Here is a 21,049-nt window from a genome sequence, read left to right on the forward strand (position 1 = left end):
TGCGGTTAATTGAAATGGAAAAAGTATGAAGAACTGGAAAACGCTGCTGCTCGGTGTCGCTATGGTTGCAAATACCAGCTTCGCGGCACCCCAGGTTGTCGATAAAGTCGCGGCTGTGGTTAACAATGGCGTAGTGCTTGAAAGTGACGTTGAAGGTTTGATGAAATCTGTGAAGCTCAATTCGGGCGAAGCGGGTCAACAACTTCCTGACGACGCCACGCTGCGCCACCAGATACTGGAACGTCTGATCATGGATCAGATAGTCCTGCAAATGGGGCAGAAAATGGGTGTGAAGATCTCTGACGAGCAGCTCGATCAGGCGATCGCTAACATCGCGAAGCAGAACAACATAAGCGCGGATCAGATGCGTAGCCGCCTGGCCTATGATGGCATCAGCTATGCCACCTACCGCAATCAGATCCGTAAAGAGATGCTGATTTCGGAAGTGCGTAACAACGAAGTCCGCCGCCGCGTCACTATCCTGCCTCAGGAAGTGGAGGCACTGGCAAAACAGGTGGGTAACCAGAATGATGCCAGCACTGAACTGAACCTGAGCCACATCCTGATCCCACTGCCAGAAAACCCGACCTCCGATCAGGCTGCGCAAGCAGAGAGCCAGGCGCGCGCTATCGTTGACCAGGCGCGTAACGGCGATGACTTTGGCAAACTGGCTATCACCTATTCCGCTGACCAGCAGGCGCTGAAAGGCGGACAGATGGGCTGGGGACGTATTCAGGAACTGCCGTCTATCTTTGCTCAGGCGCTGAGCACGGCGAAGAAAGGCGATATCGTCGGTCCCATCCGCTCAGGCGTGGGCTTCCATATCCTGAAAGTGAACGATCTGCGCGGTCAGAGCCAGAACATTTCCGTCACGGAAGTGCATGCTCGTCATATCCTGTTGAAAGTCTCTCCGATCATGACTGACGATCAGGCGCGTGCGAAGCTGCAACAAATTGCCGCAGATATTAAGAGCGGCAGAATCACCTTTGCCAATGCCGCAAAAGAGTTCTCTCAGGATCCTGGCTCTGCAAACCAGGGCGGTGAACTGGGCTGGGCTGCGGCAGACATCTACGATCCGGCATTCCGCGATGCATTGATGAAGCTAAATAAAGGCCAGATGAGTGAGCCGGTGCACTCCTCCTTCGGCTGGCATCTGATCGAACTGCTGGATACCCGCAACGTTGATAAAACCGACGCGGCCCAGAAGGACAGAGCCTACCGCATGCTGTTCAACCGTAAGTTCTCTGAAGAAGCGGCGACCTGGATGCAGGAACAACGCGCCAGCGCTTACGTAAAAGTTCTGAGCGACTGATGAACGCGCATCGTGTTGCGATAACGCCCGGCGAACCCGCCGGGATTGGGCCTGACCTCGTTGTTCAGCTTGCCCAGCGCAGCTGGCCAGTTGAGCTGGTGGTCTGTGCAGATGCAACACTGCTGCAGGACCGGGCAACGCTGCTCGGTCTGCCTTTAATGCTCATCCCGTACACTGAAGGCAGCCCGCCCGTTCCTCAGCGGGCTGGCACCCTCACCCTGCTGTCGATCCCTGTTCGTACGCCTGTGCTCCCGGGCCAGCTCAGCACGGAAAACGGTCACTACGTCGTTGATACGCTGGCACGTGTCTGCGACGGCTGCCTGAACGGCGAGTTTGCCGCATTGATCACCGGCCCGGTGCACAAAGGTGTGATCAACGAAGCCGGTATTCCCTTTACCGGACATACGGAGTTCTTTGAAGAACGCTCGCACAGCCCGAAAGTCGTGATGATGCTGGCGACGGAAGCGATGCGCGTCGCGCTAGTAACGACCCATTTGCCCATCAGGGCCGTCCCCGATGCTATTACCCCACAACATCTGCGTGAGATTATCGGCATCCTGCATCATGACCTGCAGACCAAATTCGGCATTCAACAGCCGCACGTTCTGGTTTGCGGCCTGAATCCGCATGCCGGTGAAGGCGGACATATGGGAACCGAAGAGATCGACACCATTATTCCGGTGCTGGAGGAAATGCGTGCGCAAGGGATGAACTTAAGCGGGCCGCTGCCTGCGGATACCCTTTTCCAGCCTAAATATCTGGATAATGCCGATGCCGTGCTCGCGATGTACCACGATCAGGGCCTGCCCGTGCTAAAATACCAGGGCTTTGGCCGCGGAGTGAATATCACTCTCGGTTTACCTTTTATTCGAACGTCCGTTGACCACGGTACTGCGCTGGATCTGGCAGGCCAGGGGAAAGCGGAAGTCGGCAGTTTTATTACGGCGCTTAATCTCGCCATCAAAATGATTGTTAATACGCAATGACTAATCGAGTCCATCAGGGCCACTTAGCCCGCAAACGCTTCGGGCAAAACTTCCTCAACGATCAGTTCGTGATCGAAAGCATCGTGTCGGCGATTAATCCGCAGAAAGGCCAGGCTATGGTCGAAATCGGCCCGGGTCTTGCCGCACTGACTGAACCCGTAGGCGAACGCCTGGACGAACTGACGGTAATCGAACTTGACCGCGATCTCGCCGCTCGCCTGCAAACGCACCCGTTCCTGGGGCCGAAGCTGACCATTTATCAGCAGGATGCCATGACCATGAACTTTGGCGAGCTAGCAGAGAAACTGGGCCAGCCGCTGCGCGTGTTCGGTAACCTGCCTTATAATATCTCTACGCCGCTAATGTTCCACCTGTTTAGCTATACTGATGCCATTGCTGACATGCACTTCATGTTGCAAAAAGAGGTTGTTAACCGTCTGGTTGCAGGCCCAAACAGTAAAGCGTATGGTCGTTTAAGCGTGATGGCACAATATTTCTGCAACGTAATCCCGGTACTTGAAGTGCCACCGACCGCCTTTACGCCACCACCAAAAGTGGATTCTGCGGTCGTGCGCCTTGTGCCACACAAAGTGAAACCGTACCCGGTGAAAGCGTTGCGCGTGCTGAGCCGTATTACCACTGAAGCCTTTAACCAGCGACGTAAGACTATCCGTAACAGCCTCAGCAATTCGTTTACCGTTGAGGTGTTATCTGAGCTGGGGATCGACCCGGCAATGCGTGCGGAAAATATTTCCGTCGAGCAGTACTGCAAGCTGGCTAATTACATCAGCGAAAATGCCCCGCCGAAGGAGAGCTAAGCCATGATCGATTCGCCCCGCGTCTGTGTCCATGTACAAAGCGTCTATGTTGAATCTCAGTCCTTACCGGATGAAGAACGTTATGTCTTCGCGTACACCGTGACCATTCGCAACCTGGGGCGGGTGCCTGTGCAACTGCTTGGGCGCTACTGGCTTATCACCAACGGCAATGGCCGGGAAATCGAAGTTCAGGGCGAAGGTGTGGTCGGCGAACAACCCCACATCGATCCTGGCGAAGAGTACCAGTACACCAGCGGCGCGGTCATCGAAACGCCAATGGGTACCATGCAAGGCCATTATGAAATGGTCGATGCCGAGGGTAATGCGTTCCGCATTGCCATTCCTGTATTCCGTCTCGCCATTACAACACACATTCACTAATCTAATGTCTACATATCTGATTGGCGACGTTCACGGTTGCTACGATGAACTGATCGCATTATTAAAGCAGGTCGACTTTACGCCGGGGCGGGATACGCTCTGGCTGACGGGTGACTTAGTGGCGCGTGGACCTGGCTCGCTTGACGTGTTGCGCTTCGTAAAATCGCTGGGCGACAGCGTGCGTATGGTGTTGGGTAATCACGATTTGCATCTGCTGGCGGTGTTTGCCGGCATCAGCCGTAACAAGCCGAAAGACCGACTTTTGCCGCTGCTGGATGCGCCAGACGCGGATGATTTGCTCAACTGGCTGCGTCGTCAGCCGCTGTTGCAGGTCGATGAAGAGAAAAAACTGATGATGGCCCATGCCGGGATCACGCCACAGTGGGATCCTGAAACGGCAAAAACCTGCGCCCGTGACGTAGAGGTGATGCTGGCGAGCGACTCCTATCCTTTTTTCCTCGACGCCATGTACGGCGATATGCCGAACCACTGGAGCGACGATCTCACCGGCCTGGCGCGTCTGCGTTTTATCACGAACGCCTTCACGCGCATGCGTTTCTGCTTCCCGAATGGGCAACTGGATATGTACGCCAAAGAGACGCCAGAAAATGCGCCTGCACCGCTTAAGCCGTGGTTCGCCATACCCGGACCGGTCACCCGCGAATACAGCGTGGTATTTGGTCATTGGGCGGCACTTGAGGGTAAAGGCACGCCGGACGGGGTTTACGCGCTTGATACCGGGTGCTGCTGGGGCGGAGAACTGACCTGCTTACGCTGGGAAGATAAAGCGTATTTCGTGCAGCCGTCCAACCGACAGCAGAACTCAGGAGAAGATGAGGCTGTCGCCTCCTGACTCATCCCCTCTCCCCAATGGGATGAGGGGGTCTCTCGCCTAGCGACGTTCCAGAATTTCGAAGCAGTAGCTATGCGAATTCTGCGCATCCGCATCGTGGAATTCACTGAAGACCGACTCCCATTGATCCGGATCGTAATCCGGGAAATGGGTATCTCCTTCTACTTCCGCATCAATGTGCGTCAGATACAGCTTCTGCGCTTTTGGCAGGAACTGCTCGTACACACGACCACCGCCAATCACCATGATCTCTTCGACATGACCGCAAGCGACAATGGCCTCGTCGACGGATTTTACCCATTCGACGCGGTCGTCAGTGCCCGTCTGGCTGCTGATAACAATATTCTTACGGCCCGGCAATGGACGACCAATCGACTCCCAGGTCAGGCGGCCCATCACTACCGGCTTGTTTAACGTAGTACGTTTAAACCATGCGAGATCGGCAGGCAGGTTCCACGGCATGGCGTTTTCCATACCGATAACACGGTCTACCGCCAGCGCTGCAATCAGACTGATCATTAGAAATTTCCCGGATCCAAAAAATTGCCGCCACTATACGGAAAGCTTAATCTTTCGTCGACTGGCGGCAGAGTAAAGAAATAGAAATTTTTTACTATTACTGGCAACTCCGCTTCACGCGGAAGGTTTACTCTCGGGCTCATCCTGCGGATCACCGGTATGCAACCCCTCTTCCGTGCCCTGCCAGCCGTGTCGCTGGGTCAGCGACAGGTGATTACGATCTTCATTGATAATCTCCGTCAGCATCGCGCTGGTGCGTTTAAACACGGCGGCACGTTCTGAAGCCGTACTGCTCGCCATCGCGACCATCTCTTCTACCATCCCGATGTTAAAGCGGCGGAACAGGTCAGCACGCTCACGGGCTTCGTACGCCCCCAGCCCCAGTCTTTCCAGCGCCATACGCCCGGATTTCAGCGCGCCTTCAAAGGTTTCACGCTCCGGTGCGACTACCCCGGCCTGGCGCAACTGGATGTAATGATCCACATCGCGGGCGCGTGAAATAATGGTCAGATTCGGGAAGTGCGCTTTCACCAGCGCAACCATCTCCATGCTGGCCTGCGGATCGTCGATGGCATTAATCAGCACCTCGGCTTTCGCCGCTCCGGCGGATTCCAGCAGGTCAACCCGGGTCGCATCGCCGTAGAATACTTTCATGTCAAACTTACGCAAGGTATCCACGTGATCGGGATCGTGATCGAGAATGACCATTTTCACCCCGCTGGAGAGCAGTAATCGACCGGCGATCTGCCCGAAGCGGCCAAACCCGGCAACGATCGCCCGCGGCTGCTCTTCGTCAATCTCGTCGGCTTCGCGCTCCTGCTCGCTCCCTGATTTTTCCAGACGCGTCAGCAGCACCAGCAGAACAGGCGTCGCGGCCATCGACAGCGCTATGGCAAGCGTTAAGGCCTTCGCCCACTCGGGGTCGAGCACGTTAGCCATCTGCGCCGCGCCAAAGACCACGAAAGCAAATTCACTCCCCTGCCCCAGCAGCACGGCGAACCATCGACGCTGTTTGTTCGGCACCTTCAGCGGACGGGCGATCAGCCACAGCATCGCCATTTTGATCGCCAGGAAACCGACCAGCAGGATGACGATCCGCAGCGGATGCGTAACCAGCGTACCGAAGTCGACAGACATCCCCACGCCGATGAAAAACAGCCCCAGCAGCAGCCCCTTGAACGGCTCGATATCGCTTTCCAGCGCATGACGGTATTCAGAACTTGCCAGCAGTACACCTGCGAGGAAAGCGCCCATGGCCATCGACAGCCCGGCCTCCTCCAGCAGCAGGCCAAAGCCAAACACCAGGAATAATGCAACGGCACTGAACACTTCCCGCAGGCCCGAGCGGGCGACAAAGCGCAGCAGCGGACGGGTAACATAGCGACCAAGGAGAATAACCAGCGCCAGCGCCCCGGCGACCTTCAGCGCCGACAGCGTAAAAGCCCCTAACGTCGTGGAGGAACCGCTCGCCGCCAGCAGCGGGATCATTGCTACCAGCGGAATGGCGGCGATGTCCTGGAACAGTAAAACCGAGAACGCACTGCGCCCCATCTGCGAAACCGTCAGGTTGCGTTCATTCATCGCCTGCATCGCAATAGCCGTCGAGGAGAGCGCCAGGGTCATGCCGATAAGCTCGGCAATTTTCCACTCCATCCCCAGCAGGATACAGAATCCGCCCAGCAGCAGACCGCAGGCCATCATCTGCAGCGCTCCGCCGCCAAACACCGAGGCGCGCAGTTTCCATAAACGCTGCGGATCCAGCTCCAGACCAATAATAAACAGCATCAGCACGACGCCTATCTCAGCGAAGTGGAGAATCGCCTCAGCGTCCGTCACCAGACGAAGCCCCCATGGCCCGATGACGCAGCCGGCGATCAAGTAACCGGGAACGGACCCCAGCCCGAAGCGAACCGCTACGGGCACAATCAGTGCCGCCGCGCCGAGGTAAATCAGCGCTTGTATCAGCGTATGGCTATCCATTGTGCGTCTCCTGCCACTCAAGTAAGCGTTGTTTGTAGCGGCGAGCCTGCGCCTGTAGGGTTTCATCGTCGCAGACAAAGGTGCAGTGCATCGCAAAAGGCGGCAGCCAGTTCAGACCACAGTAGAGCGCCGTCGCCTGCAGCGGCTGCGCCAGGCTGTCAAACCCCGGGAAAGCACCAATATTAAAATGACTTTCGCCTCCGCCGGTGGTCACCGCCCACATCAGGCTTTTCCCCAGCAGTGCCCGGCCATTGTGGCCATACGCCCAGCCGTGGGAAAACACTTTATCGATCCACAGTTTCAACAACGGAGGGGTGCTATACCACTGCATAGGATGTTGCCAGACAATCAGATCAGCACGCGAGAGCGCTTCCTGTTCAGCAGCTATATCGATATTAAAGTCGGGATAGAGTTGATAGAGGGAACGTATTTCTACGTTTTCAAGCGTCCTTACCTGCTCGAGCATCCGTTTATTCGCATGCGAATGCTGCGGATAAGGATGGGCATAAATTATTAGAATCATTGATTAGCCTGTTGTTTTACCGCTTTCTTTTGCCAAAGAGTGTAGTCAGTAATTCAACAGGCTAATAGTGAATATTATTGACGAGCTAACGTCAGAAATCTGAACTAGTTATCCAGTTCACCCATCGATTTCACCCGATCGCGATTGATCTGCTCGGTTTGACCGGTCTCAGCATTTTTATAGGATACCAGACCAGTATCGTCATCTACCTGAGGCTTGCCGTCAGTGACGATAGTTTTACCGTCAGTGGTTTTCACGGCCTGATTAGATGAACAGCCGACAACGGTAAACATCGCGGTGGCAGCCAGAACAGAAGCGATCAGTCGTTTATTTTGCATGGTGTTTTCCCTTGCTCTCAGTTGAATTTGATTATCGACCTAACAATAGTAGGCTAACTGACTGCATGTGGCTGGAAAACCAGAAGGTTCTGAAGAGGGGAAACGGGCCCGGCAACGGTGCGCTACCGGGCATGTGAGCTTACTTGTTAATCTGGGCGTGCATTTCCTGCACTGAAATCACCTTCTCGGTGGCATCCGCATTCAGCGCCATGGCCGTTGCGAAACCGCCGTTCAGTGTAGTGTCGTAGTGCACTTTATACTGCAGCGCGCTACGGCGGATCAGCTTCGAGTCTTCAATCGCCTGGCGGCCTGCGGTAGTGTTAATGATGTAGGTGTATTCGCCATTCTTGATACGATCCTGAATGTGCGGACGACCTTCATGCACCTTGTTTACCAGACGCGGGTTGATACCCGCTTCACCCAGCACAATCGCCGTGCCGTGGGTTGCATCCAGCTCGAAGCCCTGTTTCAGCAGCTTGGCGGCCAGGTCAACCACGCGCTCTTTATCACCTTCGCGCACAGAGAGCAGCGCACGGCCCGATTTTCTCATGGTGGAGCTGCTGCCCAGTTGTGCCTTGGCGAACGCTTCTGCGAAAGTACGGCCCACGCCCATCACTTCCCCGGTAGAGCGCATTTCTGGCCCTAACAGCGGGTCAACGCCCGGGAACTTGTTGAACGGTAGCACCACTTCTTTCACCGAGTAATACGGCGGGATGACCTCTTTGGTGACGCCCTGCTGCGCCAGCGTCTGGCCTGCCATTACGCGCGCCGCCACTTTCGCCAGCGGAACGCCGGTGGCTTTAGAGACGAACGGGACGGTACGCGCCGCGCGCGGGTTGACTTCAATCAGGTAGACTTCGTTATCTTTCACCGCGAACTGAACGTTCATCAGCCCGCGAACCTGCAGCTCGAAGGCCAGTTTCTGCACCTGCTGGCGCATCACGTCCTGAATTTCCTGGCTCAGGGTGTAGGCTGGCAGAGAACAGGCTGAGTCACCGGAATGAACGCCCGCCTGCTCTATGTGCTCCATAATGCCGCCAATCAGCACCCTTTCGCCGTCGCAGATGGCGTCAACGTCGACTTCGACCGCATCGTCGAGGAAGCGGTCAAGCAGCACGGGCGCATCGTTGGAAACGCTCACCGCGGTCTGGAAGTAACGACGCAGGTCGGCTTCGTCATAAACGATTTCCATCGCGCGGCCGCCCAGAACATAGGAAGGACGCACCACCAGCGGGTAGCCGATATCCTTAGCTTTTTCCACGGCCATTTCGATGGCGGTGACGGTGGCGTTTGCCGGCTGTTTCAGCTTCAAACGGTCAACCGCCTGCTGGAAGCGCTCGCGGTCTTCTGCACGGTCAATCGCATCCGGGCTGGTGCCGATAACCGGCACGCCTGCCGCTTCCAGCGCACGCGCCAGCTTCAGCGGGGTCTGGCCGCCGTATTGCACGATAACGCCTTTCGGCTTTTCGATATGCACGATTTCCAGCACGTCTTCCAGGGTCACCGGCTCGAAGTAGAGGCGGTCAGAGGTGTCGTAGTCGGTCGAGACGGTTTCCGGGTTGCAGTTGACCATTATGGTCTCGTAGCCGTCTTCGCGCAGCGCCAGAGAGGCGTGTACGCAGCAGTAGTCGAACTCAATGCCCTGGCCGATACGGTTTGGACCGCCGCCCAGCACCATAATTTTGTCGCGGTCAACGGACGGGTTCGCTTCGCACTCGTCTTCATAGGTGGAGTACATATACGCGGTATCGGTGGCGAATTCCGCCGCACAGGTGTCCACGCGCTTGTAGACCGGGTGCAGGTCATACTGGTCGCGCAGCTTGCGGATTTCCGCTTCGCGCACGCCCGCCAGTTTTGCCAGACGCGCATCGGCGAAGCCTTTACGCTTCAGTTGGCGCAGGAAATCAGCGTCCAGGCCGGTGATGCCCAGTTCCGCCACTTTCTCTTCCAGACGCACCAGCTCTTCAATTTGTACCAGGAACCAGCGGTCGATGTTGGTCAGGTTGAACACACCGTCGACCGAGAGGCCCGCACGGAAGGCGTCGGCGATATACCAGATGCGCTCTGCGCCCGCGTCTTTCAGCTCGCGGCGGATTTTGGTCAGCGCTTCCGGGTCGTCCAGGCTCACTTTCGGATCAAATCCGGTGGCGCCCACTTCCAGACCGCGCAGGGCTTTCTGCAAGGATTCCTGCTGCGTGCGGCCAATCGCCATCACTTCGCCGACAGATTTCATCTGGGTGGTCAGACGGTCGTTCGCGCCGGCGAATTTCTCGAAGTTGAAGCGTGGAATTTTGGTCACAACATAGTCGATGGACGGTTCGAAGGACGCAGGGGTGCGGCTGCCGGTGATGTCGTTCATCAGCTCGTCGAGGGTGTAACCCACCGCCAGTTTCGCCGCCACTTTGGCAATCGGGAAGCCGGTCGCTTTAGAGGCCAGCGCCGAAGAGCGGGAGACACGCGGGTTCATTTCGATAACAATCAGACGGCCGGATTTCGGGTTTACGGAGAACTGAACGTTAGAGCCGCCGGTCTCTACGCCTATTTCACGCAGTACCGCCATCGAGGCGTTACGCATGATTTGATACTCTTTGTCGGTCAGCGTCTGCGCTGGCGCAACGGTGATGGAGTCGCCCGTGTGGATACCCATCGCATCGACGTTTTCAATGGAGCAGACGATGATGCAGTTATCGTTTTTATCACGCACCACCTCCATCTCGTACTCTTTCCAGCCAATCAGCGACTCATCAATCAGCAGCTCTTTGGTCGGGGAGAGATCCAGTCCGCGCTCGCAAATCTCTTCGAACTCTTCGCGGTTGTAGGCAATACCGCCGCCGGTGCCGCCCATGGTGAAGCTAGGCCGGATAATGCACGGATAGCCCACGTCAGCGGCAACCGCCAGCGCCTCTTCCATGGTGTGTGCGATACCGGAGCGCGCCGTGTCGAGACCGATTTTCTTCATTGCCACGTCGAAGCGACGACGGTCTTCAGCTTTATCAATCGCGTCGGCGGTGGCGCCAATCATGGTTACGCCGAACTCGGCGAGCACGCCCTGACGCTCCAGCTCCAGCGCGCAGTTCAGCGCCGTCTGGCCGCCCATGGTAGGCAGCACCGCGTCCGGACGCTCTTTCTCGATGATTTTACGCACCACTTCCCAGTGAATCGGCTCGATGTAGGTTGCATCCGCCATTTCCGGGTCGGTCATGATGGTAGCCGGGTTAGAATTCACCAGGATAACGCGGTAACCCTCTTCACGCAGAGCTTTACACGCCTGGGCGCCGGAGTAGTCGAATTCACAGGCCTGGCCGATAACAATTGGGCCAGCGCCGAGGATCAGGATGCTTTTTATGTCTGTACGTTTTGGCATGGTCTTCTCGGCTCCTGATTATTTAACGGTAGTACGGTAAAGCTCGATAAGTTCGATGAAGTGATCGAACAGCGGTGCGGCATCGTGCGGGCCGGGGCTCGCCTCCGGGTGTCCCTGGAAGCTGAACGCCGGTTTATCGGTACGATGGATGCCCTGCAACGTGCCGTCGAACAGGGATTTGTGCGTGACGCGCAGGTTAGCCGGCATAGAGGCTTCATCCACGGCAAAACCGTGGTTTTGCGCGGTAATCATTACCCTGTTGTTGTCGATGTCTTTCACCGGGTGGTTACCACCGTGGTGGCCGAACTTCATCTTAACGGTGTTCGCACCGCTCGCCAGCGCCAGCAACTGATGGCCCAGACAGATGCCGAAGATCGGAATATCGGTTTCCAGGAAGGACTTAATAGCGTCGATTGCATAGTCGCACGGTGCCGGGTCGCCCGGGCCGTTAGAGAGGAAGATGCCGTCCGGGTTCATCTTCAGCACCTCTTCAGCAGAGGTTTTCGCCGGCACCACCGTCAGACGACAGCCACGGTCAACCAGCATACGCAGGATATTACGCTTAGCGCCGAAATCGTAGGCCACCACGTGGAACGGCAGTTCGCTCTCTTTTTTAGCTTCCGGCAGCTCGCCTGAAAGCGTCCAGCTTCCCTGCGTCCAGCCGTAGGCTTCTGCCGTGGTTACCTCTTTCGCCAGGTCCATGCCGTTCAGGCCCGGGAAGGCTTTCGCTTTTTCCAGCGCCAGCGCGGCATCCAGGTTATCACCCGCGATAATGCAGCCATTCTGTGCGCCCTTCTCGCGCAGCAGACGCGTCAGCTTACGGGTATCGATATCAGCAATCGCCACGATGTTATGGCGCTTCAGATAAGAAGAGAGGTCTTCGGTATTACGATAGTTGCTGGCAATCAGCGGCAGGTCGCGAATGACCAGACCTTGCGCATGTACCTGAGAGGATTCTTCGTCGGCAGCATTAGTGCCGACATTACCGATATGGGGATAAGTAAGAGTAACGATTTGGCGGGAATAGGAAGGATCAGTGAGGATTTCTTGATAACCGGTCATTGAAGTATTGAAAACGACTTCCCCAACCGCCGAACCTGTTGCCCCTATGGCCCGACCGATAAACTGGGTTCCGTCTTCCAGAACCAATAGCGCTGACTTAATCAAAACACCCTCCAGAGAATATTCACTCACTTTATTTGCATATTAATTCACAACAACGTGATGAGCAACGCAAATTTGCTGCCGGCGGATTTTCGGCAAACGGCGGCATTCTGGAGATTTGGTTGGATAAAGTCAACTAAAAAAGGATATTTTGTCTAGTATTTTGCAATACTTGAGAACATATTGCGGATTAAGGGATAAAAAGATCAGCTAAACAACCAAGGGAAACGCTTGCGCGGTAAGGTTAATGGAAATGCTGGCGTTAAAATACTCAAAAGTAGACTGGATGGTTAAAATTTACATTGACGCAACACAAATTATCTCACACAAGCCTACTTTAATGGCTTACATAGGAATTTTACCCTTAAACAGTTAAAATAAAAGGGCAATAAAATATCGCCCTATGCAATCAAGACATTAAGACTGCAAAACCACATCACAATGGGTAATAAAACTCACAAATTATTAAGATCTAGCACATCTCGCATATCAAAAAGACCATTATCCTTCTGTTTCAGCCACAAAGCTGAACGTACCGCACCGTTGGCAAATGTCATTCGGCTGGACGCTTTATGCGTAATCTCGACGCGTTCCCCAATATCGGCGAACATCGCCGTGTGTTCGCCGATGATATCCCCTGCACGCACCGTTGCAAAACCGATTGTGCCCGCAACGCGCTCGCCCGTATGCCCTTCACGAGAGTAGATCGCGATATCGCTTAAATTTTTATCCATTGCATCTGCAATCGCTTCGCCCATCGCCAGCGCGGTGCCTGATGGCGCATCAACCTTGTAGCGGTGGTGCGCTTCGACAATTTCGATGTCGGTATAGTCGCCCATCACCTTTGCCGCTTTCTCCAGCAGTTTCAGCATCACGTTGACGCCGACGCTGAAGTTGGCGGCAAAGACAATCGCAATCTCGTTTGCCGCATCCTGAATGGCAAGCTTACCGGCCTCATCAAAACCGGTGGTGCCAATAACCATGCCTTTGCCGTGCTGGCGGCAAAAGGTCAGATGGTTCAGCGTGCCTTCCGGGCGCGTAAAATCGATCAAGACATCAAAGTCGTCTTTTACCGCCTCCAGGCTACCGTGCACGCTGACGCCTGTTTTACCCGCGCCAGCCAGTTCACCTGCATCGGTTCCCAGGAGTGATGAACCTTCACGCTCTAGCGCCGCGCCCAGCGCAACACCATCCATCTGCAGTGCCGCCTGAATAAGCTGGCGGCCCATACGTCCACCCGCGCCCGCAATCGCGACACGGATCTGTGCATCATGCATAGTTATTCTCTTACGTTAAAATGATGTAAACCGTTTTCAGAGTAACCAGCCTTCACCGAGGCTGCCACAGAAAACATCGATAATTAGAATTTAATGTGAAACTGACTTAACTATCAGTAAAAGACATGATTATGTGGTCAAGATAAAGCAAGGGATAAAAAAAAGGCCAACACAGAAGGTGCTGACCATCGTTTGGATAAAGGGTTATTCCACTTCCCGGGCGTCAATACGCAGTTCTTTCGGCACTTCAAAGACGATGTTCTCTTCACGCCCTTCCAGCGGTACCGCCTCGCCACCGCCCAGCTCCTGCAGACGTACAATCACGTTCTGCACCAGAATATCCGGTGCGGAAGCACCCGCGGTAACGCCGACGCAGGCCACATTTTTGACCCACGCTTCCTGTATATCCGTCGAATCGTCAATCAGGAACGCCGCTTTCCCCATACGCTGCGCCAGCTCGGCCAAACGGTTGGAGTTAGAGGAGTTTTTGGAGCCGACAACCAGCACCACGTCCGCCTGTTCAGCCAGTGCACGCACGGCTTCCTGACGGTTGGTGGTGGCGTAGCAGATATCATCTTTACGCGGGCCGACGATTTTCGGGAAGCGCTGGCGCAGGGCGTCAATCACGTCTGACGTGTCATCTACGGAGAGCGTGGTCTGGGTCATAAACGACAGACGCCCTTCGTTTTTCACGTCCAGCGTAAAGACATCTTCCGGCGATTCGACCAGGTACATCCCCCCTGCCGGGTTGCTGTACTGCCCCATGGTGCCTTCCACTTCAGGATGACCTGCATGGCCAATCAGGATCGACTCTTCGCCACGACGACTGGCGCGCGCCACTTCCATATGCACTTTGGTCACTAACGGACAGGTGGCGTCGAACACGGTCAAATCGCGACTTTTCGCTTCGTTACGTACCGCCTGAGAAACGCCATGCGCGGAGAAAATCAGGATCGCGCCGTCAGGCACTTCACTGATTTGCTCAATAAAGATGGCGCCACGCTCACGCAGGCTATCGACCACGTAGCGGTTATGCACCACTTCGTGACGCACGTAAATCGGTGCGCCGTAAATCTCCAGCGCGTTTTCAACAATGCTGATAGCGCGGTCTACACCAGCGCAAAAACCGCGCGGGTTAGCCAACAGGATCTGCATCTTAAGCCTCCAGCGCTGGGTCTATCTCCAGCACTTCAATATCAAAATGGACGGTGCGCCCGGCCAGCGGATGGTTGAAGTCAACGGTAATAGAGTCACCGCTGATTTCACGGATCACGCCAGGCATTTCGCTGCCATCCATAGCGGTAAAGAGCATAATTGCCCCGATTTCCGGTTCGCCCGCATCCATAAACTCGCGACGCGAAAAATACTGGACAAGGTCGGGACTTGGCACGCCAAACGCCGCATCCGGCTCCAGCGAAAACGCCTTTTTCTCACCCTCTTTCAGCCCCAGCAACTGCTGCTCAAGACCTTCGGACAGGGAGGTATCGCCAAGACGAAACAGGGCAGGTTTGCCGTTGTTGCGGGTGGATTCTGCCGTGGAGCCATCATCCAGTTTCAGCGTGAAGTGAACGAGGATCGCGCTGTTGCTCTGTACGGATTTAGACATGCAAATTGCTCGCTTATTTTGCCCGGCGATGCGACATCACCGGGCGAGTTTGTTACGCCTGCTCTTTCGCGGCCGGTTTGGGTAAAAAGCCTTCCAGCACGATTAACGCCGCACCGATGCAAATGGCGGTATCGGCCAGGTTAAAGGTCGCGAAATGCCAGTCGCCGACGTAGAAGTCGATCATATCGACGACAAAGCCGTGCCACAGACGATCGAACAGATTACCTAACGCGCCGCCGATGATCAGCGCATAGGCGATGTTATTCAGCTTTTGCGTCGCCTTCGAACGGTACATCAGCACGGCCAGTATGACGCAGATACCGATGGCGATACCCGCGAAGAACCAGCGCTGCCAGCCACCGCTATCAGCAAGGAAACTAAACGCCGCACCGTAGTTACGGGCATAGTGCAGGTTAAGCGACGGGAACAGCGGAACCGTATCCCCCAGAGCGAAGTTCTGGAGGATCAGGTACTTGCTGCCCAGATCGATAATCAGCACCGCCGCTACCAGCCACAGCCAGCGCAGACCTGTTGAACAGAGAGAGTTAGGCATCAGGCAAACTTACGTTTTTCGCCGTTACCGGCGATATTGCTGATACAGCGTCCGCAGATCTCTGCGTGTTCCGCCACCTGGCCGACATCCGTCGTGTAGTGCCAGCAACGCGGGCATTTATCACCTTCGGCTTTGCTGAGCGCGATCTTAAGCCCTTTGAGCAGTTCGCTCTGCTGGGCATCTGCAGACGCGTCAGCATAATCCGCAACTTTCGCTCCCGAGGTCAACAGGACAAATCGCAATTCCTCGCCCAGCGCCGTCAGCTTCGCCGCCAGCTCCGGTTCGGCGTACAGGGTTACTGCCGCTTCCAGAGAACCACCGACTTTTTTGTCTGCGCGCGCCTGCTCGATAACCTTGTTCACTTCGCCACGCACTTTCAGCAGTTCGTCCCAGAAGGCATCGTTCATCGCTTCGGTGCTGGAGAGATCGAACAGACCTTCGTACCACTCGCCGGTGAAGACATACTTCTCACGCTCGCCCGGCAGGTAACCCCAGATTTCATCGGCGGTGAAGGACATGATCGGCGCCATCCAGCGAACCAGCGCTTCTGCGATGTGGTACAGCGCCGTCTGGCAGCTACGACGCGCTACGCTGTCCGCTTTGGCGGTGTACTGGCGGTCTTTAATGATGTCGAGGTAGAACGACCCCATTTCGACAGAACAGAAACGCATCAGGCGCTGTACCACTTCATGGAAGTCGTACGATTCATAGGCCTTCAGGATATCATTCTGAGCCGCTTTCGCGCAGCCTACCGCCCAGCGGTCCAGCACCACCATCTCTTCCGGCTTCACCATGTCTTTAAGTGGATCAAAACCGTTGAGGTTCGCCAGCAGGAAGCGCGCGGTGTTACGGATACGACGATAGCTGTCGGCAGCACGTTTGAGGATCTCGTCCGACACCGCCATTTCGCCAGTGTAATCGGTGGATGCCACCCACAGACGCAGGATATCCGCGCCCAGTTTGTTCATCACATCCTGTGGAGAGACGGTGTTACCGATAGATTTGGACATCTTACGGCCCTGACCGTCCACGGTGAAGCCGTGGGTCAGAACCTGGCGGTATGGCGCTTTGCCTTTCATGGCGGTGGAGATCATCAGCGATGACATGAACCAGCCACGGTGTTGGTCGGAACCTTCCAGATACATATCGGCAGCATGACCGGTAAACTCAGGACGCACGTCCACCACGGAAGAGTGGGTTGAACCAGAGTCAAACCATACGTCCAGAGTATCTGGCACTTTCTCGTAGTTGTCAGCATCAGCGCCCAGGATATCGCGGGAGTCGAGATCCCACCACGCCTGAATACCGTCGACTTCTACACGCTTAGCCACTTCTTCCATCAGCGCCAGGGTGTTCGGATGCAGTTCCTGCGTCTCTTTGTGGACAAACAGAGACATCGGCACGCCCCAGGTACGCTGACGGGAGATACACCAGTCAGGACGGTTAGCCACCATCGATTCGATACGCGCCTGGCCCCAGTCAGGGATCCACTGCACGCCTTTGATCTCTTTCAAAGACTGCGCACGCAGGCCTTTTTGATCCATGCTGATAAACCACTGCGGGGTAGCACGGAAAATGATCGGCGACTTGTGACGCCAGCAGCACGGATAGCTGTGCTGCATTTTCTCAACGTGCAGCAGCGCGCCGCGCTCACGCAGCATGTTGACGATAATGTCGTTTGCTTTGAAGACGTTAATACCGTCCAGCGCCGGATAAGTCCCCGGCAGGTAAGACCCATCCGGGCCAACCGGGTTAGCGATTTCCAGACCGTATTTCAGGCTGATGTTGTAGTCGTCAGGACCGTGACCACCGGCGGTATGTACCGCACCGGTACCCGCGTCCAGCGTGACGTGGTCGCCCAGGATCGCCGGAACGTCAAAATCCAGGAACGGGTGTTTAAAACGCATCAGCTCAAGCGCGTCGCCTTTTACGGTGCCCAGCACGGTGTAGTCGGTGATGTTCGCGCGCTTCAGCACGTTTTCTACCAGATCTTTCGCCAGGATTACCGCCTGCCCCTCAACCTGTACCAGCGCGTACTCGAACTCGCCGGAGAGAGAGATTGCGCGGTTCGCCGGCAGGGTCCACGGGGTAGTGGTCCAGATCACCAGCGAGATCGGGCCGCTTACGCCAGGCAGACCGAATTTAGCTTTGATCGCGTCCTGATCGACCGCTTCGAAAGCCACGTCGATAGAAGGAGACGTTTTGTCGTAATACTCCACTTCGGCTTCTGCCAGCGCAGAGCGGCAGTCCACGCACCAGTGCACCGGCTTCGCGCCTTTGTGCAGGTGACCGTTACCGATGATTTTGCCCAGGGCCCGGATGATGTTGGCTTCGGTTTTGAAGTCCATGGTCAGGTACGGATGCGACCAGTCGCCCAGCACGCCCAGACGGATGAAGTCTTCACGCTGACCATCAACCTGCGTCGCGGCGTATTCACGGCATTTCGCACGGAACTCGGCGGCGGTGAACTTTTCACCCGGCTTGCCAAACTCTTGCTCAACTTTGAGTTCGATTGGCAGACCGTGGCAGTCCCAGCCCGGAACGTAAGGCGAGTCATATCCCGTGAGGCCTTTAGACTTCACGATAATGTCTTTCAGAATCTTGTTAACCGAGTGACCAATATGAATGCTGCCATTCGCATAGGGAGGGCCATCATGCAGAATGAAGGTTTTTTTGCCTTTTTTGGCTGCACGGATGATGCCGTACAGGTCATCATCGGTCCAACGCGCCAGCATCCCCGGTTCACGCCTGGCGAGATCGCCGCGCATCGGGAACCCTGTTTCCGGCAAATTCAGGGTTGATTTATAGTCACTCATCAGATTCTCGGTTCCGTATTTATCACGTAGGCATTTAAGCCGGTCAAAGCCCAAAAAACTCGCGGGCCGTTAATTCATCTCGCGCGATTTGCGCTTTAAGCTCATCCAGCGAAGCGAATCGCTGTTCATTGCGTATCTTTTTACGCAGTATTACATCTATATGGCGACCATAAAGGTCCATTACAACGTCCAGCAGATGCACTTCAAGCTGCTGTCGCACGCCAGCGACCGTTGGACGTGTGCCAATGTTGGCGACGCCATAAAAGGTTTTGTCGCCCGACATAGCCACTTCCACCGCATAGACCCCTTTAACCGGGGAGACCTGACGACGCAGCGGGATATTCGCCGTCGGGAAACCGATGGTGCGGCCCAGCGCATCACCATGGACCACACGGCCTGAAAGGGTAAACGGATGCCCGAGCAGCGTTTCGGCGGTGTCCAGGTCATCATTAGCCAGCGCCTGGCGAACCGCCGTGCTACTGACGCGAACGCCGCCCTCACAGAAGGTCATCGCGCTGGTGATGTCAAAGCCGTACTCAAGGCCAGCCTTCTGTAATAGCAAGAAATCGCCCTGACGACCAGCGCCAAAGCGGAAATCATCCCCTACGGCGAGAAACTGCACGCGAAGACGCTTTACCAGCAGGTCACTGACGAAATTTTGTGCTGTCAGCGCGGCAAAGCGCCTGTCGAAGCGCACGCACAGGACGTAATCCACGCCGGAATCCGCCAAATAGCGAAGCTTTTCGCGCAGACGCGTGAGTCGGGCAGGCGATTTATCGCCTGCGAAAAGCTCCAGCGGCTGCGGCTCGAAAATCATCACCACAACGGGCAGGCCACGCGCCTCTCCTTCTTTACGCAACCCCTGCAACAGCGCCTGGTGACCACGATGCACGCCGTCAAAATTACCAATGGTCAGCACGCACCCGTGTGGGGCTTTGCTGAGATTATGTATGCCGCGTATCAGCTTCATGTCTGGCTCTAACAGTGAAAATCGCCAAAGTATACCTTGTAGAGCGGTTAAGGTTAACCGGCGATTGTTCGCGCAAAACAGAAAGCCGTAATGATTTCATCATGCTGACCTTTCATAGCGAAAAAATCTGCCCGCGAACTGCGATTTTTATACCGAAAAGCTGTATTCACGGAAGACAAGCTGGTAGAATCCTGCGCCATCACTACGTAACCAGGCGTCGCGACTTAACGGCGCTTATTTGCACAAATCCATTGACAAAAGAAGGCAGAGAGGGCATATTCCTCGGCCTTTGAATTGTCCACATAGATCATATTTGGGAGTTGGACTTGGCTAATATCAAATCAGCTAAGAAACGTGCCGTTCAGTCTGAAAAGGCTCGTAAGCACAACGCAAGCCGTCGCTCTATGATGCGTACTTTCATCAAGAAAGTATACGCAGCAATCGAAGCTGGCGACAAAGCTGCAGCACAGAACGCATTTAACGAAATGCAACCAATCGTGGATCGTCAGGCTGCTAAAGGTCTGATCCACAAAAACAAAGCAGCGCGTCATAAAGCAAACCTGACCGCGCAGATCGGCAAACTGGCTTAATCGCTACTTGCTGTTGCTTGTTTAAAGAACCCGCTTAACGCGGGTTTTTTTATACCTTTATTTTGCCGGGGGCGTAAACAGCGCCGAGTAGTCGCGGTTGCAGATGCGCTGCACCGCCGGGTGCTGAATCATTCTTTCGGCAAATATCGCGTGATACTCCTCCATCACGTTATCGAGCCTGCCAATCTCCGCGATCCTGCGATCCGTATAGAGGTCGTGCGCGTACAGCGTTGGCGCCACAAAGATAGCGTTGTGCGCTTCGCCAAAGGCCTTCATCAGCGCGGCATCGTCAAATTCCCCGAGGATCTCTACTTTCAGGCCCTGCGAGTTAAACCAGTTTTGCAGCTTACGCCCGAGCATGGATCGCCTTCCTGGCACCAGCAAACGGCGCTCTTCCAGGCAGGCCGGGAAGGCTTTTTCCGGCGGCGTAATACACCAGAAACTTACGCCGCATTCGCCAATCTTGACCGAGAAAAGACCTTCCTGCTGTGTGGAATCGATAGGGCAATCCGAAATAATCATATCCAGCTTATGCTGGCTTAACTGCTCCAGCAGCATTTCGTGAGTGGATTCAAAGCAGCGCAGGTGGATTTGCTCATCTTCAACTACCGCCGCATCCAGTACGCCGCTCACCAGCCGTTTTGACAACGCATCGGCCACGCCAACATCAAAGAGCAGGTTCGACTCTTTGCGATAGTTAACGATATCCAGCATCTCCTGGCTTAAGGTGAACATCTTATCCGCGTAGCGAAAAACCAGTTCGCCCAACTCGCTTGGCTCAATCCCACGGCCCTTGCGCTTGAACAGCTTGCCCTGAAGACGTTCTTCCAGCGCCTTGATTTGCCCGGTGATGGTCTGCGGTGTCAGGTAAAGCGCCTCTGCAGCCCCCACCACCGAGCCCTGCCTGTAGACGTGCCAGAAGTAGTAAAGATGGTTATAGTTCAAATGTGACATTGCGCCCTCACTCCCTGATTGTGAAACGGGAGAAGGCTTGCCTCC

19 protein-coding genes and 1 pseudogene are annotated in these 21,049 nt (G+C 55.4%); 6 read left to right on the forward strand and 14 right to left on the reverse strand.

The features are described from left to right. Positions 1–25 precede the first annotated feature (25 nt). Genes surA through apaH form a run of 5 tightly spaced genes read left to right on the forward strand, consistent with a single transcriptional unit; the run spans position 26 to position 4,350 of the window. On the forward strand, positions 26–1,312 hold the full coding sequence (gene surA / locus NL510_RS19630) for a peptidylprolyl isomerase SurA (RefSeq protein ID WP_253379478.1): 1,287 nt from the start codon (positions 26–28) through the stop codon (positions 1,310–1,312). Next, on the forward strand, positions 1,312–2,298 hold the full coding sequence (gene pdxA / locus NL510_RS19635; RefSeq protein WP_436298605.1) for a 4-hydroxythreonine-4-phosphate dehydrogenase PdxA: 987 nt from the start codon (positions 1,312–1,314) through the stop codon (positions 2,296–2,298). The genes surA and pdxA overlap by 1 nt, the downstream gene beginning before the upstream one ends. Next, entirely contained in the window at positions 2,295–3,116 is an 822-nt protein-coding gene (rsmA, locus tag NL510_RS19640) for a 16S rRNA (adenine(1518)-N(6)/adenine(1519)-N(6))-dimethyltransferase RsmA (protein ID WP_253379485.1), read from the forward strand. Before pdxA ends, rsmA begins: the two co-directional genes overlap by 4 nt. A gap of 3 nt (positions 3,117–3,119) precedes the next feature. After that, positions 3,120–3,497 (forward strand): Co2+/Mg2+ efflux facilitator ApaG/CorD, encoded by a 378-nt coding sequence (apaG, locus tag NL510_RS19645; protein ID WP_253379487.1) that lies wholly within the window; start codon positions 3,120–3,122, stop codon positions 3,495–3,497. Positions 3,498–3,501: 4 nt separating this feature from the next. Beyond that, the gene (apaH, locus tag NL510_RS19650) at positions 3,502–4,350 is read left to right on the forward strand and encodes a bis(5'-nucleosyl)-tetraphosphatase (symmetrical) ApaH (RefSeq protein ID WP_253379489.1); all 849 of its coding nucleotides are present in this window, start codon (positions 3,502–3,504) and stop codon (positions 4,348–4,350) included. A gap of 39 nt (positions 4,351–4,389) precedes the next feature. On the opposite strand, the gene folA is transcribed toward apaH, so the two are convergent. From folA to NL510_RS23115, 13 genes and pseudogenes are all read right to left on the reverse strand, one after another. After that, the gene (gene folA, locus NL510_RS19655; protein WP_253379491.1) at positions 4,390–4,869 is read right to left on the reverse strand and encodes a type 3 dihydrofolate reductase; all 480 of its coding nucleotides are present in this window, start codon (positions 4,867–4,869) and stop codon (positions 4,390–4,392) included. A 114-nt stretch (positions 4,870–4,983) separates the two neighbouring features. Further along, complete coding sequence (gene kefC / locus NL510_RS19660) at positions 4,984–6,849, reverse strand: glutathione-regulated potassium-efflux system protein KefC (RefSeq protein ID WP_253379493.1); 1,866 nt, start codon at positions 6,847–6,849, stop codon at positions 4,984–4,986. Next, on the reverse strand, positions 6,842–7,372 hold the full coding sequence (gene kefF / locus NL510_RS19665; protein WP_253379495.1) for a glutathione-regulated potassium-efflux system oxidoreductase KefF: 531 nt from the start codon (positions 7,370–7,372) through the stop codon (positions 6,842–6,844). Before kefF ends, kefC begins: the two co-directional genes overlap by 8 nt. A 104-nt stretch (positions 7,373–7,476) precedes the next feature. Next, entirely contained in the window at positions 7,477–7,710 is a 234-nt protein-coding gene (locus tag NL510_RS19670; protein ID WP_253379497.1) for a YgdI/YgdR family lipoprotein, read from the reverse strand. A gap of 139 nt (positions 7,711–7,849) precedes the next feature. Further along, positions 7,850–11,074 carry a carbamoyl-phosphate synthase large subunit gene (carB, locus tag NL510_RS19675; RefSeq protein WP_253379500.1) on the reverse strand — a complete coding sequence of 1,075 codons (3,225 nt, stop codon included), beginning with the start codon at positions 11,072–11,074 and terminating at the stop codon, positions 7,850–7,852. Positions 11,075–11,092: 18 nt separating this feature from the next. Beyond that, complete coding sequence (gene carA / locus NL510_RS19680; RefSeq protein WP_253379502.1) at positions 11,093–12,241, reverse strand: glutamine-hydrolyzing carbamoyl-phosphate synthase small subunit; 1,149 nt, start codon at positions 12,239–12,241, stop codon at positions 11,093–11,095. A gap of 452 nt (positions 12,242–12,693) precedes the next feature. Then, on the reverse strand, positions 12,694–13,515 hold the full coding sequence (gene dapB, locus NL510_RS19685; protein WP_253379504.1) for a 4-hydroxy-tetrahydrodipicolinate reductase: 822 nt from the start codon (positions 13,513–13,515) through the stop codon (positions 12,694–12,696). Positions 13,516–13,719: 204 nt separating this feature from the next. Beyond that, positions 13,720–14,670, reverse strand: coding sequence for a 4-hydroxy-3-methylbut-2-enyl diphosphate reductase (gene ispH, locus NL510_RS19690; protein WP_253379506.1), 951 nt, complete (start codon positions 14,668–14,670; stop codon positions 13,720–13,722). A 1-nt stretch (position 14,671) separates the two neighbouring features. Continuing rightward, positions 14,672–15,121, reverse strand: coding sequence for an FKBP-type peptidyl-prolyl cis-trans isomerase (gene fkpB, locus NL510_RS19695; protein ID WP_253379508.1), 450 nt, complete (start codon positions 15,119–15,121; stop codon positions 14,672–14,674). A 52-nt stretch (positions 15,122–15,173) separates the two neighbouring features. Then, the gene (lspA, locus tag NL510_RS19700; RefSeq protein WP_253379510.1) at positions 15,174–15,674 is read right to left on the reverse strand and encodes a signal peptidase II; all 501 of its coding nucleotides are present in this window, start codon (positions 15,672–15,674) and stop codon (positions 15,174–15,176) included. Further along, positions 15,674–18,490 carry an isoleucine--tRNA ligase gene (gene ileS / locus NL510_RS19705; RefSeq protein WP_253379512.1) on the reverse strand — a complete coding sequence of 939 codons (2,817 nt, stop codon included), beginning with the start codon at positions 18,488–18,490 and terminating at the stop codon, positions 15,674–15,676. The genes lspA and ileS overlap by 1 nt, the downstream gene beginning before the upstream one ends. Positions 18,491–18,533: 43 nt before the next feature. Continuing rightward, entirely contained in the window at positions 18,534–19,460 is a 927-nt protein-coding gene (ribF, locus tag NL510_RS19710) for a bifunctional riboflavin kinase/FAD synthetase (protein WP_253379518.1), read from the reverse strand. A gap of 12 nt (positions 19,461–19,472) precedes the next feature. Next, a pseudogene (locus NL510_RS23115) lies at positions 19,473–19,670 on the reverse strand (DUF2575 domain-containing protein); the annotation flags it as partial. A 116-nt stretch (positions 19,671–19,786) separates the two neighbouring features. Between NL510_RS23115 and rpsT the strand changes: the two are divergent. Then, positions 19,787–20,050 carry a 30S ribosomal protein S20 gene (gene rpsT / locus NL510_RS19720; protein ID WP_253379520.1) on the forward strand — a complete coding sequence of 88 codons (264 nt, stop codon included), beginning with the start codon at positions 19,787–19,789 and terminating at the stop codon, positions 20,048–20,050. Between the two features lie 57 nt (positions 20,051–20,107). Here the strand turns inward: rpsT and nhaR are convergent, their stop codons facing one another. Further along, positions 20,108–21,004 carry a transcriptional activator NhaR gene (gene nhaR / locus NL510_RS19725; protein ID WP_253379525.1) on the reverse strand — a complete coding sequence of 299 codons (897 nt, stop codon included), beginning with the start codon at positions 21,002–21,004 and terminating at the stop codon, positions 20,108–20,110. Positions 21,005–21,049: the final 45 nt, after the last annotated feature.

The sequence above is a fragment of the unidentified bacterial endosymbiont genome (assembly GCF_918797525.1).
Lineage (GTDB): Bacteria > Pseudomonadota > Gammaproteobacteria > Enterobacterales > Enterobacteriaceae > Enterobacter.

What these genes read in the sequence shown, in the direction of transcription:
- pdxA (WP_436298605.1), top strand. Translation starts at nt 1,312, where the DNA reads ATGAACGCGCATCGTGTTGCGATAACGCCCGGCGAACCCGCCGGGATT.
- ribF (WP_253379518.1), bottom strand. Translation starts at nt 19,460, where the DNA reads ATGAAGCTGATACGCGGCATACATAATCTCAGCAAAGCCCCACACGGG.
- rsmA (WP_253379485.1), top strand. Translation starts at nt 2,295, where the DNA reads ATGACTAATCGAGTCCATCAGGGCCACTTAGCCCGCAAACGCTTCGGG.
- nhaR (WP_253379525.1), bottom strand. Translation starts at nt 21,004, where the DNA reads ATGTCACATTTGAACTATAACCATCTTTACTACTTCTGGCACGTCTAC.
- surA (WP_253379478.1), top strand. Translation starts at nt 26, where the DNA reads ATGAAGAACTGGAAAACGCTGCTGCTCGGTGTCGCTATGGTTGCAAAT.
- ispH (WP_253379506.1), bottom strand. Translation starts at nt 14,670, where the DNA reads ATGCAGATCCTGTTGGCTAACCCGCGCGGTTTTTGCGCTGGTGTAGAC.
- apaG (WP_253379487.1), top strand. Translation starts at nt 3,120, where the DNA reads ATGATCGATTCGCCCCGCGTCTGTGTCCATGTACAAAGCGTCTATGTT.
- kefF (WP_253379495.1), bottom strand. Translation starts at nt 7,372, where the DNA reads ATGATTCTAATAATTTATGCCCATCCTTATCCGCAGCATTCGCATGCG.
- kefC (WP_253379493.1), bottom strand. Translation starts at nt 6,849, where the DNA reads ATGGATAGCCATACGCTGATACAAGCGCTGATTTACCTCGGCGCGGCG.
- lspA (WP_253379510.1), bottom strand. Translation starts at nt 15,674, where the DNA reads ATGCCTAACTCTCTCTGTTCAACAGGTCTGCGCTGGCTGTGGCTGGTA.
- folA (WP_253379491.1), bottom strand. Translation starts at nt 4,869, where the DNA reads ATGATCAGTCTGATTGCAGCGCTGGCGGTAGACCGTGTTATCGGTATG.
- dapB (WP_253379504.1), bottom strand. Translation starts at nt 13,515, where the DNA reads ATGCATGATGCACAGATCCGTGTCGCGATTGCGGGCGCGGGTGGACGT.
- fkpB (WP_253379508.1), bottom strand. Translation starts at nt 15,121, where the DNA reads ATGTCTAAATCCGTACAGAGCAACAGCGCGATCCTCGTTCACTTCACG.
- apaH (WP_253379489.1), top strand. Translation starts at nt 3,502, where the DNA reads ATGTCTACATATCTGATTGGCGACGTTCACGGTTGCTACGATGAACTG.
- ileS (WP_253379512.1), bottom strand. Translation starts at nt 18,490, where the DNA reads ATGAGTGACTATAAATCAACCCTGAATTTGCCGGAAACAGGGTTCCCG.
- NL510_RS19670 (WP_253379497.1), bottom strand. Translation starts at nt 7,710, where the DNA reads ATGCAAAATAAACGACTGATCGCTTCTGTTCTGGCTGCCACCGCGATG.
- carB (WP_253379500.1), bottom strand. Translation starts at nt 11,074, where the DNA reads ATGCCAAAACGTACAGACATAAAAAGCATCCTGATCCTCGGCGCTGGC.